Source organism: Streptomyces sp. NPDC008001 (assembly GCF_042958085.1).
GTDB lineage: Bacteria > Actinomycetota > Actinomycetes > Streptomycetales > Streptomycetaceae > Streptomyces.
This window is the reverse complement of sequence record NZ_JBIBIZ010000004.1, coordinates 52,129-65,715: the sequence shown is the minus strand read 5'-3', so window position 1 is coordinate 65,715 and position 13,587 is coordinate 52,129. Positions and strand designations below refer to the sequence as shown.

13 protein-coding genes and 1 riboswitch are annotated in these 13,587 nt (G+C 73.8%); of the genes, 2 read left to right on the top strand and 11 right to left on the bottom strand.

Annotated elements, in window-relative coordinates:
- Window positions 1-32: 32 nt before the first annotated feature.
- Window positions 33-189, bottom strand: a riboswitch (cobalamin riboswitch).
- A 218-nt stretch (window positions 190-407) separates the two neighbouring features.
- From mctP to ACFZCD_RS11870, 3 genes are all read right to left on the bottom strand, one after another.
- Entirely contained in the window at window positions 408-2,033 is a 1,626-nt protein-coding gene (gene mctP / locus ACFZCD_RS11880) for a monocarboxylate uptake permease MctP (RefSeq protein WP_391829685.1), read from the bottom strand.
- Window positions 2,030-2,290 carry a DUF3311 domain-containing protein gene (locus ACFZCD_RS11875; RefSeq protein ID WP_391829684.1) on the bottom strand — a complete coding sequence of 87 codons (261 nt, stop codon included), beginning with the start codon at window positions 2,288-2,290 and terminating at the stop codon, window positions 2,030-2,032. The genes mctP and ACFZCD_RS11875 overlap by 4 nt, the downstream gene beginning before the upstream one ends.
- A 101-nt stretch (window positions 2,291-2,391) precedes the next feature.
- The gene (locus ACFZCD_RS11870) at window positions 2,392-3,927 is read right to left on the bottom strand and encodes a glycoside hydrolase family 3 protein (protein WP_391829683.1); all 1,536 of its coding nucleotides are present in this window, start codon (window positions 3,925-3,927) and stop codon (window positions 2,392-2,394) included.
- Window positions 3,928-4,150: 223 nt separating this feature from the next.
- Here ACFZCD_RS11870 and ACFZCD_RS11865 point away from each other — a divergent pair, with 223 nt between their 5' ends.
- The gene (locus ACFZCD_RS11865; protein WP_391829682.1) at window positions 4,151-5,056 is read left to right on the top strand and encodes a Gfo/Idh/MocA family protein; all 906 of its coding nucleotides are present in this window, start codon (window positions 4,151-4,153) and stop codon (window positions 5,054-5,056) included.
- A 137-nt stretch (window positions 5,057-5,193) separates the two neighbouring features.
- Entirely contained in the window at window positions 5,194-5,622 is a 429-nt protein-coding gene (locus ACFZCD_RS11860; RefSeq protein WP_391829681.1) for a YciI family protein, read from the top strand.
- Between the two features lie 67 nt (window positions 5,623-5,689).
- Here the strand turns inward: ACFZCD_RS11860 and def are convergent, their stop codons facing one another.
- The 8 genes from def to ACFZCD_RS11820 form a co-directional block, all read right to left on the bottom strand.
- On the bottom strand, window positions 5,690-6,328 hold the full coding sequence (def, locus tag ACFZCD_RS11855; RefSeq protein ID WP_391829680.1) for a peptide deformylase: 639 nt from the start codon (window positions 6,326-6,328) through the stop codon (window positions 5,690-5,692).
- A 126-nt stretch (window positions 6,329-6,454) separates the two neighbouring features.
- Window positions 6,455-7,441 carry a tetratricopeptide repeat protein gene (locus ACFZCD_RS11850; RefSeq protein WP_391829679.1) on the bottom strand — a complete coding sequence of 329 codons (987 nt, stop codon included), beginning with the start codon at window positions 7,439-7,441 and terminating at the stop codon, window positions 6,455-6,457.
- A gap of 257 nt (window positions 7,442-7,698) precedes the next feature.
- Window positions 7,699-8,943 (bottom strand): HD-GYP domain-containing protein, encoded by a 1,245-nt coding sequence (locus ACFZCD_RS11845; protein ID WP_391829678.1) that lies wholly within the window; start codon window positions 8,941-8,943, stop codon window positions 7,699-7,701.
- Window positions 8,944-8,975: 32 nt separating this feature from the next.
- Window positions 8,976-10,331 carry an HD-GYP domain-containing protein gene (locus tag ACFZCD_RS11840; protein WP_391829677.1) on the bottom strand — a complete coding sequence of 452 codons (1,356 nt, stop codon included), beginning with the start codon at window positions 10,329-10,331 and terminating at the stop codon, window positions 8,976-8,978.
- A 200-nt stretch (window positions 10,332-10,531) separates the two neighbouring features.
- Window positions 10,532-10,966 (bottom strand): mycothiol system anti-sigma-R factor, encoded by a 435-nt coding sequence (gene rsrA / locus ACFZCD_RS11835; RefSeq protein ID WP_391829676.1) that lies wholly within the window; start codon window positions 10,964-10,966, stop codon window positions 10,532-10,534.
- Window positions 10,963-11,943 (bottom strand): sigma-70 family RNA polymerase sigma factor, encoded by a 981-nt coding sequence (locus tag ACFZCD_RS11830; RefSeq protein ID WP_391829675.1) that lies wholly within the window; start codon window positions 11,941-11,943, stop codon window positions 10,963-10,965. The genes rsrA and ACFZCD_RS11830 overlap by 4 nt, the downstream gene beginning before the upstream one ends.
- Window positions 11,944-12,057: 114 nt before the next feature.
- Window positions 12,058-12,684 carry an alpha/beta family hydrolase gene (locus ACFZCD_RS11825; RefSeq protein ID WP_391829674.1) on the bottom strand — a complete coding sequence of 209 codons (627 nt, stop codon included), beginning with the start codon at window positions 12,682-12,684 and terminating at the stop codon, window positions 12,058-12,060.
- A 56-nt stretch (window positions 12,685-12,740) separates the two neighbouring features.
- Window positions 12,741-13,574 carry an SOS response-associated peptidase gene (locus tag ACFZCD_RS11820; RefSeq protein ID WP_391829673.1) on the bottom strand — a complete coding sequence of 278 codons (834 nt, stop codon included), beginning with the start codon at window positions 13,572-13,574 and terminating at the stop codon, window positions 12,741-12,743.
- Between the last annotated feature and the right edge of the window lie 13 nt (window positions 13,575-13,587).

Here is a 13,587-nt window from a genome sequence, read left to right as displayed (position 1 = left end):
TCAACGCCCATAGCCGAGCCCAGGGCAGGCTCGGTGGAGGGCGTGCTGCCGGCAGGTACTCGGACTCCTGCATGCGCGGCTTAACGGCATACATGCACCGTTGCGGGACAGTTCCGGATTTCCACCGGATTCCCCTGCGACGACAGCGAGGATGAGCATACATCTAGTGCCGCCCCCCGTACGCGCCCCCACATGTTGTGTCGCGCGGTAAGCGCATGGGTCGGAATGTGTTATCAGGCCCCGGTGTTGAGGGTGGGTTCACCGGCCGTCCGGGGGCCTCCCGAGGGGCGTCCGGGGGCCGCGGGAGGCCTCTTGGGCGGGGCACGGCGAAGGGCCGCCGCGCCCCCCTGGAGGGGGCGCGGCGGCCCGGTCGGCCTCACGGGGCGGGAGGCCCCGCCAAAGGCGCTCTAGTGCCCGCCGGGGACCCCTGCCGTGGCCGGCGGGAGCTCCTCCTGGACCCCGGGGTCGCCGGCGTCCGCGGTGTAGTCCGCCGCCGTGGTCTCGTCCACGCCGTCCGGCACTCGGAGCGCCTTCAGGACGAAGGTCAGGACGATGACGACGATCACATTGAGCACGAAGGCGGTCAGTCCGATATACCCCTTTTCCCCGAGGAACGGGATGAGGTTGGTGTTACCGAAATGATCTTGCGTGGCGCTCGGCGTGTCGTACGCCTTCCAGGTGCCGTAGACCATCCCGGCCGCCCAGCCGGCCAGCAGGGCCCAGCGGTGGAACCAGCGGGTGAAGAGCCCGCCCACGAGCGCCGGGACCGTCTGCAGGATCCAGATGCCACCGAGCAGCTGGAAGTTGATGGCGACCGTCTTGTCCATGGTGAGGACGAAGACGAGCGCGCCGACCTTCACCAGCAGCGAGGCGAGCTTGGAGACCTTCGCCTCGTGCTCGGGCGAGGCGTCCGGCCTGATGAAGTCCTTGTAGATGTTGCGGGTGAAAAGGTTCGCGGCGGCGATCGACATGATCGCCGCCGGCACCAGGGCACCGATCCCGATGGCCGCGAAGGCCACCCCGGTGAACCAGTCCGGGAACATGTCCTCGAACAGCTGCGGGATCGCGAGCTGCCCGTTCTTCACCTTGATCCCGGCGGCGATGGCCATGAAGCCGAGCATCGCCAGCAGACCCAGCATCAGGGAGTAGAGCGGCAGGATCGTCGTATTGCGGCGGATGACGTTGCGGCCTTTGCTGGAGAGAACCGCGGTCACCGAGTGCGGGTAGAGGAAGAGCGCCATCGCGGAGCCGAGCGCGAGCGTCGCGTACGACCACTGCGCGTCCGGCCCGCTCACCAGCGCGCCGCGCGGCTTGCCGGTCTCCGGGTTCTTCACCGCGAACGCATCGCCCGCCTTGGCGAAGATGTGGTCGAAACCGCCCAGTTTGATGGGAATGTAGATGATCGCCACGATGATCACGATGTAGATCAGCGCGTCCTTGACGAAGGCGATCAGCGCGGGCGCCCGCAGTCCGGCGGAGTACGTGTACGCCGCGAGCACGCCGAACGCGATCAGCAGCGGCAGGTCCTTCATGAACCAGTTCGAGCCGCCGCCCACGCCCAGCACGTCCAGGACCGCCTGGATGCCGACGAGCTGCAGCGCGATGTACGGCATCGTCGCGAGGAGGCCCGTGAGCGCGAGGGCGAGCGAGAGCCCCTTGGAGCCGAACCGGCCGCGGACGAAGTCCGACGACGTCACGTAGCCGTGCTTGTGGGAGACCGACCACAGGCGGGGCAGGAACGTGAAGACCAGGGGGTAGCAGAGGATCGTGTACGGGACCGCGAAGAAGCCGGCCGCGCCGCCCGCGTAGATCGCCGCCGGGACCGCCACGAAGGTGTACGCGGTGTAGAGGTCGCCGCCGAGCAGGAACCACGTCACCCAGGTGCCGAAGGACCGGCCGCCCAGCCCCCACTCGTCGAGGTTCTCGGCGCTCTCCGCGCGCCGCCACTTCGACGCCATGAAGCCCATGACCGTCACGGCCAGGAAGAAGAAGATGAACACGGCGAGTGCCACGCCGTTCACGCCGTCCTTCACCGCTGCTCACCCGCCCTGCGGGCGCGCTCCTGGCGCCGCACGATCACGTACGCCGTCGCCGTGAGCGCCGTCGAGACGGGCACCCACAACATCTGGTACCAGTAGAAGAACGGGATGCCGATGAAGGCGGGTCCGGTCCGGGCGTAGGAGTCGACCCACAGCATCGCGACGAAAGGTATCGCCAGGCACACTCCGGCCACGGCCAGGGGCGCGGTCACGACCGCCCTCCTGCCGCCGCCCTCCGGTGGTTCCGTCATGATGGTGACTCCCCCCTTTGTGATCACTGCGTGATGCGCAGGAAACATAGGCGAGGGCCCCGCCGGACGTCACCCCCTGTCCGCATATCGGTATGACAACGTCATGAGCCGGAGAAGTGGGCCTCACCGGCGAGGAGTTCGGCCGCGGCCTGCCCCGAGACGCGGGTCGCCCCGTGCGTCGCGAGGTGCACGGCGCCCGGCGAGTCCGCACCGGGGACGCCCATTTCGACCACGACGGCATCGGGCCGCGCGCCCAGCACCCGGTCGAGGGCGGCCGACATCCACGGGTGCCGGGCGGCGTCGCGCACCACGGCGACGAGCGGCTTGCCGGCGGCGGGGACGAGCACCTCGCGCTCCAGGACGCCCGCGTCCGCGGCGAGTTCGTCCTGCGTGAGGCGGACGGAGGTGGCGCCGGGGCGCAGCTCGCGCAGCGGGGCCGCCACGCCCCACGGCGTCCGCCGGTCGACGGCGAGGGTGGAGGTGGGGGCGAACTCGGCGACGTGCGGGTCCCCCGGCAGCGGAAGGGAGTCGTCCGCACGGCCGGTGACCCGCATGGCGCGGCGGGCGGCGACGAGCCCGATGCCGGAGGGCGGAGCCGCGCCGTCCGCCGCGTGCGCCCGGAAGCGCTCCCCGGACCAGGCGGCGAACTCCGCCACCCGGGCGGCCGCTTCGGCCAGCCGCTCCTCCGGCAGGACGCCGTCCCGGACGGCGGTGGCGAGCGCGGTCGCGAGGAGTGCGGTGTGGGCCTCGTCCGCGTGCTCGCCGCCGACGCACACCGCGTCGGCCCCGGCCGCCACGGCCCGGACGCTCGCGCCGCCGATGCCGTAGCGCGCCGCGACCGCCTTCATCTCGACGGCGTCGGTGACGATCAGGCCGGTGAAGCCCAGCCGGCCGCGGAGGAGGTCCACCAGGATGCGGCGGCTCAGGGTGGCCGGCAGGCCGGGGTCGAGCGCGGGGACGAGGAGGTGGCCGGTCATCACCGCCCGCACGCCGGCTCCGATCGCCGCGGCGAAGGGCGGCAGGGCGGTCGCGGCGAGCTCCTCGGCCGGGGCGGTGACGCGGGGCAGGCCGAGGTGGGAGTCGACGGCGGTGTCGCCGTGGCCGGGGAAGTGCTTGGCGCACGCCGCGACGCCCGCGGACTGCAGGCCGCGCACCCAGGCCGCGGTGTGCCGCGCGACCAGGTCCGTACGGGCGCCGAACGAGCGCACGCCGATGGTCGGGTTGCGCGGGTTGGAGTTGACGTCGGCGCTGGGCGCGTAGTTCAGGGACACGCCGGCCGCGTGGAGCTCGCGGCCGATGTCGCGGGCGACGGACTCCGTCAGGCCGGTGTCGTCGACCGCGCCGAGCGCCAGGTTCCCGGGGCGGGACGCGCCCGTCCAGGCCTCCAGGCGGGTGACGTCACCAGCCTCCTCGTCGATCGCGATGATCACGTCGGGGTTCTCGGCGCGCAGTTGCGCCGTGAGGCGGGCGACCTGCTCCGGGCCGGCGATGTTGCGGCCGAAGAGGACGACGGACGCCAGGCCGCCGTCCGCGATCCTGCGGCGGACCCAGTCCGGCGCCGTGGTGCCCTCGAAGCCGGGCTGGAGCACCGCATGGGACAGCTGGGTGAGTTGCTCGCCGCGACCGTGGGACAGCATGGCTGGGTACCTCCTGGTGCGATGCCCGGACAGTCGCGATATTGGACTGTACCAATAGGGGTGTCAAGGGCGGGACATGGCGCCTGAACTGTTGAAACACCCTTCCGTTTATGGTGAGTTGGAGATCATTCCGTGAACCTCGCCGTGGAGGGATCACCATGCGCCGATACGAACCGGTGGGCCGCCGTGAGCTCCGGCTCCGCGACGCGGTGGCGGTCCGGCCGTGAGGTGGGCGGTCGCCGGCCACGGCGACGTCGTGCGGAGCCGGGTGCTGCCCGCCCTGCGCGCCCTCGGCGAGGAGCCGGTCTACCTCTGGGGCCGGGACGCGGGCCGCGCCGCCCGTGCGGCCGCGGAGCACGGGGTGCCCGCGGGCGGTGACGACCCCGGCCGGCTGACGGCCGCCGACGCGGTCTACGTGGCGACGCCCGTCGCCGGCCACGTGCCGGTCGCGCTCCACGCGCTGCGGGCCGGCTGCCACGTCCTCGTCGAGACGCCGCTGGCCGGCGCCCTCGGCGGCGGGGGCGCGCTGGCGGCGGAGGCGGCCGGGGCCGGACTGCGCGCGGGGGTCGCGTACCACCGGAGGCTGGGCCCGGCTGCAGGGCGGCTGCGCGAGGCGCTCGCCGCGGGCGCGCCCGCGCGCGTGCAGGTCACCTTCTGCGCTCCCTTCGACCCGGCGCCGGACCACCCCGCGCACTGGCGGACCGACCCGGCCGCGGCGGGCGGCGGCGTGCTGGCCGACGCGGGCAGCCACCGCCTGGACCTGCTGCTGTCGGTGCTGGGGCCGCCGGTGCGCGTGGGCGCGCGGTTCGGCCGCAGGTTCGCCGCCGGGGCGGAGCGGCGCGCGCACGTCACGCTGGGCTGGGACTCGGGCACGTCGGCGGAGTGCCGGTTCGCCTGGGCCGGCGGGGCCGGGCGGGACCGGCTCGACGTCACCGCCGGGGGCCGCTTCCTGACCCTGGACCCGCTCGACGCGGACCCCGGCCCCGGCCCGCACGTGGAGCTGATCGCCGACTTCGCGGCGGCGGTACGGGACGGGAGGGATCCCGCCTGCCCGGTGGCGGACGCCGTGCTGGTGGACGACGTGATCACCTCGGCCTGCTGGGCGGCGAGGCTCCGCAACGATCCCTGATCCTGCCCCGGGCCCGCCGTCCGGCTGCCGCCGGCCGCGTTTTTCACCCGCTCTGCCGAGCTGGGCGTCCCTTGTTCATCGCATAGATGAAGAGAGACGAAGAGGGATGTCCGGTGCGGAACGACGGGAGACGAGCCATGGCCCGCTTCATGATGATCGTCAAGGCGAGCGAGGAGTCCGAGGCGGGCGCGCTGCCCACCAAGGAGATGATCGCCGAGATGAGCGCGTACAACGACCGGTTGCTCGAGGCCGGGGCGCTGCTCGCGGCCGACGGGCTGTGGGCCTCGGCCGAGGGGGCCCGGGTGACGTTCTCGGACGGGCGGCCCGTGGTGACCGACGGCCCGTTCGCCGGGGCGAAGGACCTGGTCGCCGGGTTCTGGGTGATCCGGGCCGAGGACCGCGACGAGGCGCTGGACTGGGCGCGGCGGGTGCCCTTCCGGGACGGCGAGATCGAGGTCCGGCGGATCTTCGAGCCCTCGGACTTCCCGCCGGACGTCCTCTCCCCCGAGGACGCCGCCCGCGAGGAGGCCCTCCGCGACGAGCTGCAGGGGAAGGGCCGGGCCTGACGCGGACGCCCGTGCGCGCGCTCCGGTGCGGAGCGCGCGCACGGGCGCGGCGGGAGACGGCGGCCGGTCAGTCGTTCGCGACGACCGGGTAGCGCGGGGTGCCCTCTTCCATCTGCTTCAGGGCGTCCTTGCGGTCGCGCTTGGAGAGGCGGTCGATGTAGAGCCGGCCGTAGAGGTGGTCGGTCTCGTGCTGCAGGCAGCGGGCGAAGTAGCCCGTGCCCCGGACGCGGATGGGGTTGCCCTTCGCGTCCTGGCCGCGGACGACCGCGTAGTCGGGGCGGGCGAGGGAGGCGTAGGCGGTGGGGACGGAGAGGCAGCCCTCGTTGGAGTCGTCCAGGATGCGGCGGTCGGCCGGCAGGTCCTCCAGGACGGGGTTGCACACGGTGCCCACGTGGCGGACGCCCTCGTCGTCCATGCAGTCGTAGACGAAGACCTTCAGGTCCACGCCGATCTGGTTGGCGGCGAGGCCGACGCCCTCCGCGGTGTGCTGGCTCGCGAACATGTCGTCGATCAGCCGGGCGAGCTCGTCGTCGAAGGAGGTGACGTCCTTGCACTCGCGGTGCAGGACGGGGTTGCCGACGACGGTGATCGGGCGGGAGGTGCCGCGCTCGCGGTGCGCGAGCTCGCGCGCCTCGCAGTCCTCGGTGTCCACGATGAACTCGCCGTCCAGCGGCTGGTCGGTCTCTTGCTGCGACTGCTGCGACATGTCCGCCGTTGTGCCTCTCTCAAAACCCAAAAGGATGTCCTGTACAGGGTACGGGTCCGGGCCCCGGGCGCCGGAAGGTCCCGGACGCGCCCGGGAGCGCCGGAAGCCCCGGGTCCGCGGCGTTCCTCAGCAGACCTCTTCCAGATCGCGCCATTCCCGGCTGTCGGGGCTGTCCGCCACCCAGCCGTCCAGGAGGCCCCGCACCAGCCCGGCGGGGGCCGCGATGCCGCACTCGCGCTCGGGCACCCACAGGGAGCCGGAGCCGGCCGTGCGGTGGCCGAGGGGGCCGGGGTGGCCGGGCTCGCTGTGGTCGTGCGGGTCGAGGTGCTCGCCGTCGCCCTCGTCGCTGGGCATGCGGCTCTCCGAGCACGTGCGGCACAGGAGGCGCACGGAGGAGGACCAGTCCTCGGCGGCGAAGCCCGCGTCGGCCGCGAGCCGCTCCAGGGCGTCCCGGTCGGCCTCGGTGGCGGCCTCCAGCAGCACCACCCACGTCGGCACCGGCGAGGGGGCCCACAGCTCGATCTCGTCGAAGACGGGGTAGGAGGGCCCGGCGGCGGTGACGCGCTCCCCGTGCGGGACGCCGTCGTGCAGCACGACCTCGCCCCAGCGGCGCCCCGAGGAGGGCAGCGGGATGGAGAGGACCTCCATCCGCGCCGGGTCGAGCCGGCGGCCCCAGACGACCTCCGCCTCGCCCTCGGGCGAGAGTCTCACGGCGGCGCTGCCCAGCTCCATGCCGACGGGCTCGCCGGCCGGGGTGCCCTCGCCGGGCACGCGCAGGCCGTACGCCTGCCAGGCGCGGCGGGCCAGCGGCCAGTCCTGCAGGGCGGTGGCCGCGATGCCCACGTTCCACCAGTCCGGGGCGCCGGCCTCGCGGTCCAGGAGCGCCACGGCGCGCAGCCCGGCCGCGCGGGCCTGCTCCCAGTCGTGGCGGAACTTGTGCAGCAGCGCCAGGTTGAACCACGACTCGGACAGCCACGGCTCCATGTCGGCCGCGCGCGTCAGGAGCGCGCCCGCGTCCTCGTACCGGCCGTCGCCGATGAGAGTGAACGCGCGGTCGGTGGCCTGCCGCCACGAGGCGGAAGGCCGGTGCCGTACCTTGCCGAAGATCCTCACGATTCCCGCCTGCCGGTTTCTGCGTGCGACCACGCCGGATGTCCCAGGTGAAGGCCGCCGTCCTCCCTGACGACAACCTGCCACATCTCACTCGCTCCGGGAAGTCGCGCCCGTCACGCCTCCGTGCCGGAGGCGGCGGGCCCGACGCCCCCCGTCGTCTCCGCGGTTTCCCGCCTTCTTCCTTCCGCTCTCCTCTTACTGCTCTCCTCTTCGCATCCAACCATGCCCCTTTGGACGCCCGCTCATTACCCGTGGGTTCAGCGCGGTACTCCCGCTTTGACCGGACTCTTACCCCCGCTCCGCCCGGGCTCACGGTCCCCGCGCGCCAGCACCCTGGCGAGGGCGGCCACCACGTGCGGGTCGTGCTCGCGGGCGGTGTCGAGCCGCAGCCGCTCCAGGGCGCACAGCGGGCCGCAGCGGGCCTCGCCGACGAGGTCCTCGAAGGCGTTGACGGTGCGCACGATGCGGGCGGCGAGCGGCTGCTCGCGGTACGGATCGGCCTGGCGCTCCACCACGACGGCGACGTCGGAGGGCACCCCGGTCCGGCGGACGACGGCCCCGCCGAGCAGGGCGATCCGGCGGCGCTGCTCGGGCGGCAGGGGTTCGGTGGCCCCGGCGGGCACGGGGTCGATGAGGGAGAGCTGGCCGATGTCGTGCATGAGTGCGGCGTACTCCAGAACGGTGAGGCGGCCCTCGGACAGGCCGAGCTCGCGTCCGGTGGCCCGGCTGAGGGCGGCGACGCGGCGGGCGTGCCCGGCCGGGGTGTGGCCGGCGATCTCCGTGGAGCGGGCCAGGGAGGCGATGGTCTGGTGGTACGTGGCCCGTACGGCGGTGTAGCGGTGGAAGGAGAGCTGGGTGAGCAGCAGGGGCAGGCAGAAGACCGGCAGGGCCCACAGCCCGGCGACGCCCACGGCGAGGGCCATGACGACGCCGGTGGCGCAGATCGCGGTGCCGATGCCGGCGAGGGCGCGCAGTTCGTCGCGGAGGACGGGGCCGTAGGGGCCGCCCGTGCGGGCGCGGGTGAGGACGGCGGCGAGGACGGCGTCGAAGAGGGCCGTCAGGGCGAGCACGAGGAGCAGGACGAAGGCGTAGGCGGGGCCGTGGCCGGGCCAGCGTTCGAGGGCGCCGGAGTGGTGCAGGGGCTGGAAGCAGACGGCGGCGAAGGCGGTGGTGAGCAGCCGGCGGGCGAGGTGGTCGCGGGTGGGCGGGCGGCCGAGCGCGCCGGCGAGGGTGGCGGCGAGCACCACGGCGACGACCTGCGGGGCGCAGTGGGCGGTGGGCCGGCCGCCGACCTCGCCGAGCAGCGCGTACGAGAGGGCCCCGGCGGCGCCCACGGGCGCGGTCTGGCGGTCACCGGGCCCGGAGGTGGGGCGGCGGCGCCGGGCGGCCTCGCCGACGGCGATGAGGAGGCCGTAGGCGAGGGCGACCCGGGGCTGGGAGACGCCGTGCCAGGCGGTGCGGGCCAGGGCGGCCAGGGCGAGCGCCACGGCCGCCCCGTGCACGCTCCGTATCAGCAGTCCGTCGCACCGCCCCGTCACCCCTCACCTCCCGGGCGGCCGGCCCCGGTGACCGGCCGGCGGGAAGAAGGGACGTTTCCGCTGGGCGGAGTTGCACTCTCCGTAGCGTCCGAGGTCACTGTCGAATGCCATCCGTGACGGTCGAGGGCGGTGGACAGGGCGGCAACCATGCGAGGGTCGAACTGGCTTCCCGCACAGCGGTGGAGCTCGGCCAGCGCGGCCGGTACGGGACGGGCCCGGCTGTAACTGCGCGTGGAGGTCATGGCGTCGAAGGCGTCGGCGACGGCGACGATCCGGGCGAAGAAGGGGATCTGAGCACCCGCCAGCCCGTACGGGTAGCCGCTGCCGTCGAGCCGCTCGTGGTGGTGGAGGATCGCGTCCCGGGCCTCTTCGAGGAAGCCGATGCCGCGCACCATCTCGTGCCCGTACTCCGGGTGCAGCTCGATGACCCGCCGCTCCTCCGGGGTGAGCGGCCCGTCCTTGCGCAACAGCCGGGTGGGGACGCCGAGTTTGCCGACGTCGTGCAGGATGCCCGCGAAGCGCAGCGCCTCCAGCCGCTCGCCGGCCATGCCGAGCTCGCGGCCGATGAGCACCGAGGCGCGCCCCACGCGCTCGCTGTGCCCGCGGGTGTAGCGGTCCTTGAGGTCGACGGCCTGGACCAGCGCCCGGATGGTGGCCTGGTGGGCGGCGCGCTCGCGCTCGTAGCGGTCCAGGAACCAGGAGGAGACGGACATCGGCAGCAGGACGAGCAGCGCCGCGGGCGGTCCGTACGCGCTGTGCCACAGCGCCGCGGTGAGCAGGCCGGTGGGCCCGTGCACGAGCGCCGGCAGGAGCGGGCCGGGCAGCAGGAGGCCGCTCCAGGCGGCGCGGAGGCGGCGGCGCTCGGCGGCGACCCGGACGGCGCCGTCGAGGACGGCCGCGACGAGCGAGAGGACGAGGGCGGCGGCGAGGGCGGGCAGCAGGGCGGCCGGGAAGTCCGCGGGGACGAGCGGGGAGAGGCCGGCGTCCGTGGCCATGGCCGGAGCGGTGAGGGCGAAGACGTGGGAGGCGGCGCAGGCGGCCAGGGAGAGCTGGGCTGCGTGCCACAGCCGCCGGACCCACGCGGGGCGCCGGTCCGCCCGCCCGGCGAGCGCGCCCGGCACGGCCACGAGGCCCGCGGCGGCGGGCGGCAGCAGGAACGCACCGGCGAGCAGGACGGGCAGGGTCAGCGTGCGGCGCGGCAGGCGCTCGCAGACCGCACAGACGGCGGCCAGGAGGCCCACTGCGCACCAGGGGACGTCCGGGCCGGCCCGCAGGGCGGGGGCGGCGCACAGGGCGGCGGCGAGGGCGGCGCCCAGGACGCAGGCGCGTGCTGCCGCCGGTAGTGCCCCCATGGTGCGTCCTCCCCGTCCCGTGAGGTGGCGACATGCTTGCCGTCAGGAAGGGGAGAATAGGGTCCGGCAAGGCCGGGGAACGGCGCATTCAGGGATTGCCCCGCGCGAACCGACCAGATGCACACCTTCGGGTGATTATCGCCGCGGGGCGGCATGGGTGCCCGCCGCCCCGCGACCGCGGTCGTGGTCCGCCGCTGCGGCTACTCCTGCGCCGTGGCGCCCAGCGGGCCCGGCCGGGTGGAGCCGCCCGAGGCGCTGCGGGTGGCCCGGGTGGCGCTCTGCGTGCCCTCCGCGCTCCCCTCGGCCCGGGCGCTCTGCGCGCGGGCGGCGGCCTCCGCCGCCCGGGCCTCGGCCAGGGCGTCCTGCTCGGGCACCGACTGCCCCGAGCGGATGAGCTCGATCCGGCCCATCACCTTCGAGCGCAGGTCGGCCGGCACGTCGTCATGGCCGCAGCAGCGCTTGACCAGCTTCTTCACGGCCTGTTCCAGGCCGTACTTCTCCAGGCACGGGGAGCACTCGTCGATGTGCACCTCGAACTTGGCGCAGTCCCCGGCGGGCATCTCGTGGTCGAGGAACTCGTAGAGGTGGTCGAGGACCTCGGAGCAGTCCGTCTCGTGCGGGTCTCCGCAGCTCATGAGTCCGAGCCTTTCCGGTTGTGCGACTCGTCGGAGCCGTTCGGCGCAGCAGGGGCCGCCCCGGCCGGGACGAGACCCCGCTCACGGGCGTAGTCCTCCAGCATTCCGCGCAGCTGGCGGCGGCCCCGGTGGAGCCGGGACATGACCGTGCCGATGGGCGTACCCATGATGTCCGCGATCTCCTTGTAGGCAAAGCCCTCGACGTCCGCGAGGTAGACCGCTATCCGGAATTCCTCGGGGATGGCCTGGAGGGCCTCCTTGACATCGGAGTCCGGAAGGTGGTCCAGGGCCTGGGACTCGGCGGACCGCAGGCCGGTCGACATGTGCGACTCGGCGCGGGCCAGCTGCCAGTCCTCGATCTCCTCCGACGCGCTGCGCAGCGGCTCGCGCTGCTTCTTGCGGTAGGAGTTGATGAAGGTGTTGGTCAGAATGCGGTACAGCCACGCCTTGAGGTTCGTGCCGTCGCGGAACTGGTGGAAGGACGCGTACGCCTTGGCGTAGGTCTCCTGCACCAGGTCCTCCGCGTCGGCGGGGTTCCGCGTCATCCGCAGGGCGGCCGAGTACATCTGGTCGAGGAAGGTGAGCGCGTCCCGCTCGAACCTGGCATTCCGCTCGGCGGCGCTCTCCGTCTTTCCCGCGTTCTCCGCATTCTCCGCGCCGTTCTTCGCGCTCCGCGCGTTTTCGGCGGCGGCGTTCGCCGCGGCGGCATTCCCCGCAGCGGTTCGCGCGGCGTTCGCGGCGTTTTCGGTGGCGCTCATGCCCGTGGCCCCGGTGTCTTCGGTCCCCTCGTCGGCCCCAGTGACCGGACCCACCTCCTCCAACACGACGGCAGGACCGGATGCGGACCCGCTCGAATCGGAGAATAGACGACGACCCCGCCCGTCCGCCGCTCCAGCCGGGGCGGGCTGCGCCACATGCAGTGCGGACCATCCCAGGTCAGCGGTCTGCGGGCGGGACGGGCACGTGAGCGAAGCCATGCGGCGAGCTCCCATTCCTCGGTGCGGGCCAGTAGCGGATGACGACTGGCACAACATCGCCGGGGCACGCCGCATTCCCGCAATCCTCCGGAATTCAACGGCTCTTCCGGAGTTTCACCTTCCGATTTCGTCCAGCCAGCCGGCAACGGCCTCGGTGAGCCCGGCCAGCGCCTCTTCCTGACCGGTGTCCGCCTTCTTCGGTACGGCGAATCCGTGGTCACCGGAGGGCACCGCCACCAGGCGCGTGCCGGACGGGAACTCCTCGGGACGGCCGAACGGGTCCTTCGCCCCCTGCACGACGAGGGCGGGCAGGCCCGCGCCGGTGAGCTCCTCCGCGCGCGACTTCTCCGGCTTGCCCGGCGGGTGGAGCGGGAAGCTCAGGGCCAGCACGGCGACGGCACCGAGGCCGGCCGCCGTGCGGCAGGCGACGCGGGCGCCCGCGCTGCGGCCGCCGGCCACGACCGGCAGTCCGGGCTGCTGCAACGCCGGCCACAGCGCGGTCCACGCCGCGTCCAGCGTCTTCGGCGCCGGGGCGACCTTCTTGCCGGCGACGCGCCAGGGCTGCTCCACCAGGGCGACGGTGACGCCGCGCGCGGGCAGTGCGGCGGCGAGGGCCCGCAGGTCGCGGGCCTCGATGCCGCCGCCGGCGCCGTGGCCGAGGGCGAGCACGAGGCGGGGCGCGGGAGCCGGGTACCAGTGGATGCGGGCGTCGCCCGCGGGGGTGGGAACGGTCTCGATCACCCGTCCATCTTCGTCCACGGCGCCCCGGAACAAGCGGTGCGCCGAGAGGGGGCGCGCTAGAACAGCGTCGACTCCTCCGGCGCCTCCAGCTCCTTCACCAGCTCGGGGCCGTTGTTGCGCACGTCGCTGACCGCCGTCGTGACCGGGTAGGCGCGGACGGACCCGGCGGGCGGCGGAGTCAGCAGGCCGCGCAGCTCCTCGGTGCCGGTCCGGGCCGGGTCCAGCCAGGCCGCCCACCGGTCCGGCGGCAGCACGAGCGGCATCCGGGGATGGATCTCCGCCAGGGAGCGCGGCCCGCCCTCCGGAGGCGTGGCTCCTTCTTCCGGCCGGGCGAAGGGCTCGGCCTCGGCCTCCGTCGTGAGCACGGTGCAGGTGGCCCACCAGGCCTGCGGGTGGTCGGGCGGCAGCGTGGGATCGCGCCAGAACTCGTACAGTCCGGCCATGGCCATGACCGACCCGTCGGCCGGGGTGACGAAATAGGGCTGCTTGCGCGGGCGCTTCTTGCGGCCCTTCTCCTCCAGCTCGCGCTCGGCCGCGCCGGTGACCCACTCGTAATAGCCGTCGGCGGGTATGAGGCAGCGGCGCGCCTCGAAGGCCCTGCGGTAGGACGGCTTCTCGTGGACGGTCTCCGCACGGGCATTGATCATCTTGGCCGCGCCCTCGGGGGACTTCGCCCACGACGGCACGAGTCCCCAGCGCAGCGGCCGCAGCTGGCGAACCGGACGCCGGTCTGCTGCGTCTTTCAGTGGACGCTCGAGCACCGCGTACACGCTCTTCGTCGGGGCCACGTTCCAGTCCGGGGCGAGGGCCTCGGACGGCTCCCACTTCTCGACGCCGAAGAGCCCCACGAGATCCTCGGGCTTACGGCTCGCCGCATATCGACCACACATATTGGCCACCCTG

What these genes read in the sequence shown, in the direction of transcription:
- def (WP_391829680.1), bottom strand. Translation starts at nt 6,328, where the DNA reads ATGTCGCAGCAGTCGCAGCAAGAGACCGACCAGCCGCTGGACGGCGAG.
- ACFZCD_RS11830 (WP_391829675.1), bottom strand. Translation starts at nt 11,943, where the DNA reads ATGGCTTCGCTCACGTGCCCGTCCCGCCCGCAGACCGCTGACCTGGGA.
- ACFZCD_RS11875 (WP_391829684.1), bottom strand. Translation starts at nt 2,290, where the DNA reads ATGACGGAACCACCGGAGGGCGGCGGCAGGAGGGCGGTCGTGACCGCG.
- rsrA (WP_391829676.1), bottom strand. Translation starts at nt 10,966, where the DNA reads ATGAGCTGCGGAGACCCGCACGAGACGGACTGCTCCGAGGTCCTCGAC.
- ACFZCD_RS11820 (WP_391829673.1), bottom strand. Translation starts at nt 13,574, where the DNA reads ATGTGTGGTCGATATGCGGCGAGCCGTAAGCCCGAGGATCTCGTGGGG.
- ACFZCD_RS11840 (WP_391829677.1), bottom strand. Translation starts at nt 10,331, where the DNA reads ATGGGGGCACTACCGGCGGCAGCACGCGCCTGCGTCCTGGGCGCCGCC.
- ACFZCD_RS11870 (WP_391829683.1), bottom strand. Translation starts at nt 3,927, where the DNA reads ATGCTGTCCCACGGTCGCGGCGAGCAACTCACCCAGCTGTCCCATGCG.
- ACFZCD_RS11860 (WP_391829681.1), top strand. Translation starts at nt 5,194, where the DNA reads ATGGCCCGCTTCATGATGATCGTCAAGGCGAGCGAGGAGTCCGAGGCG.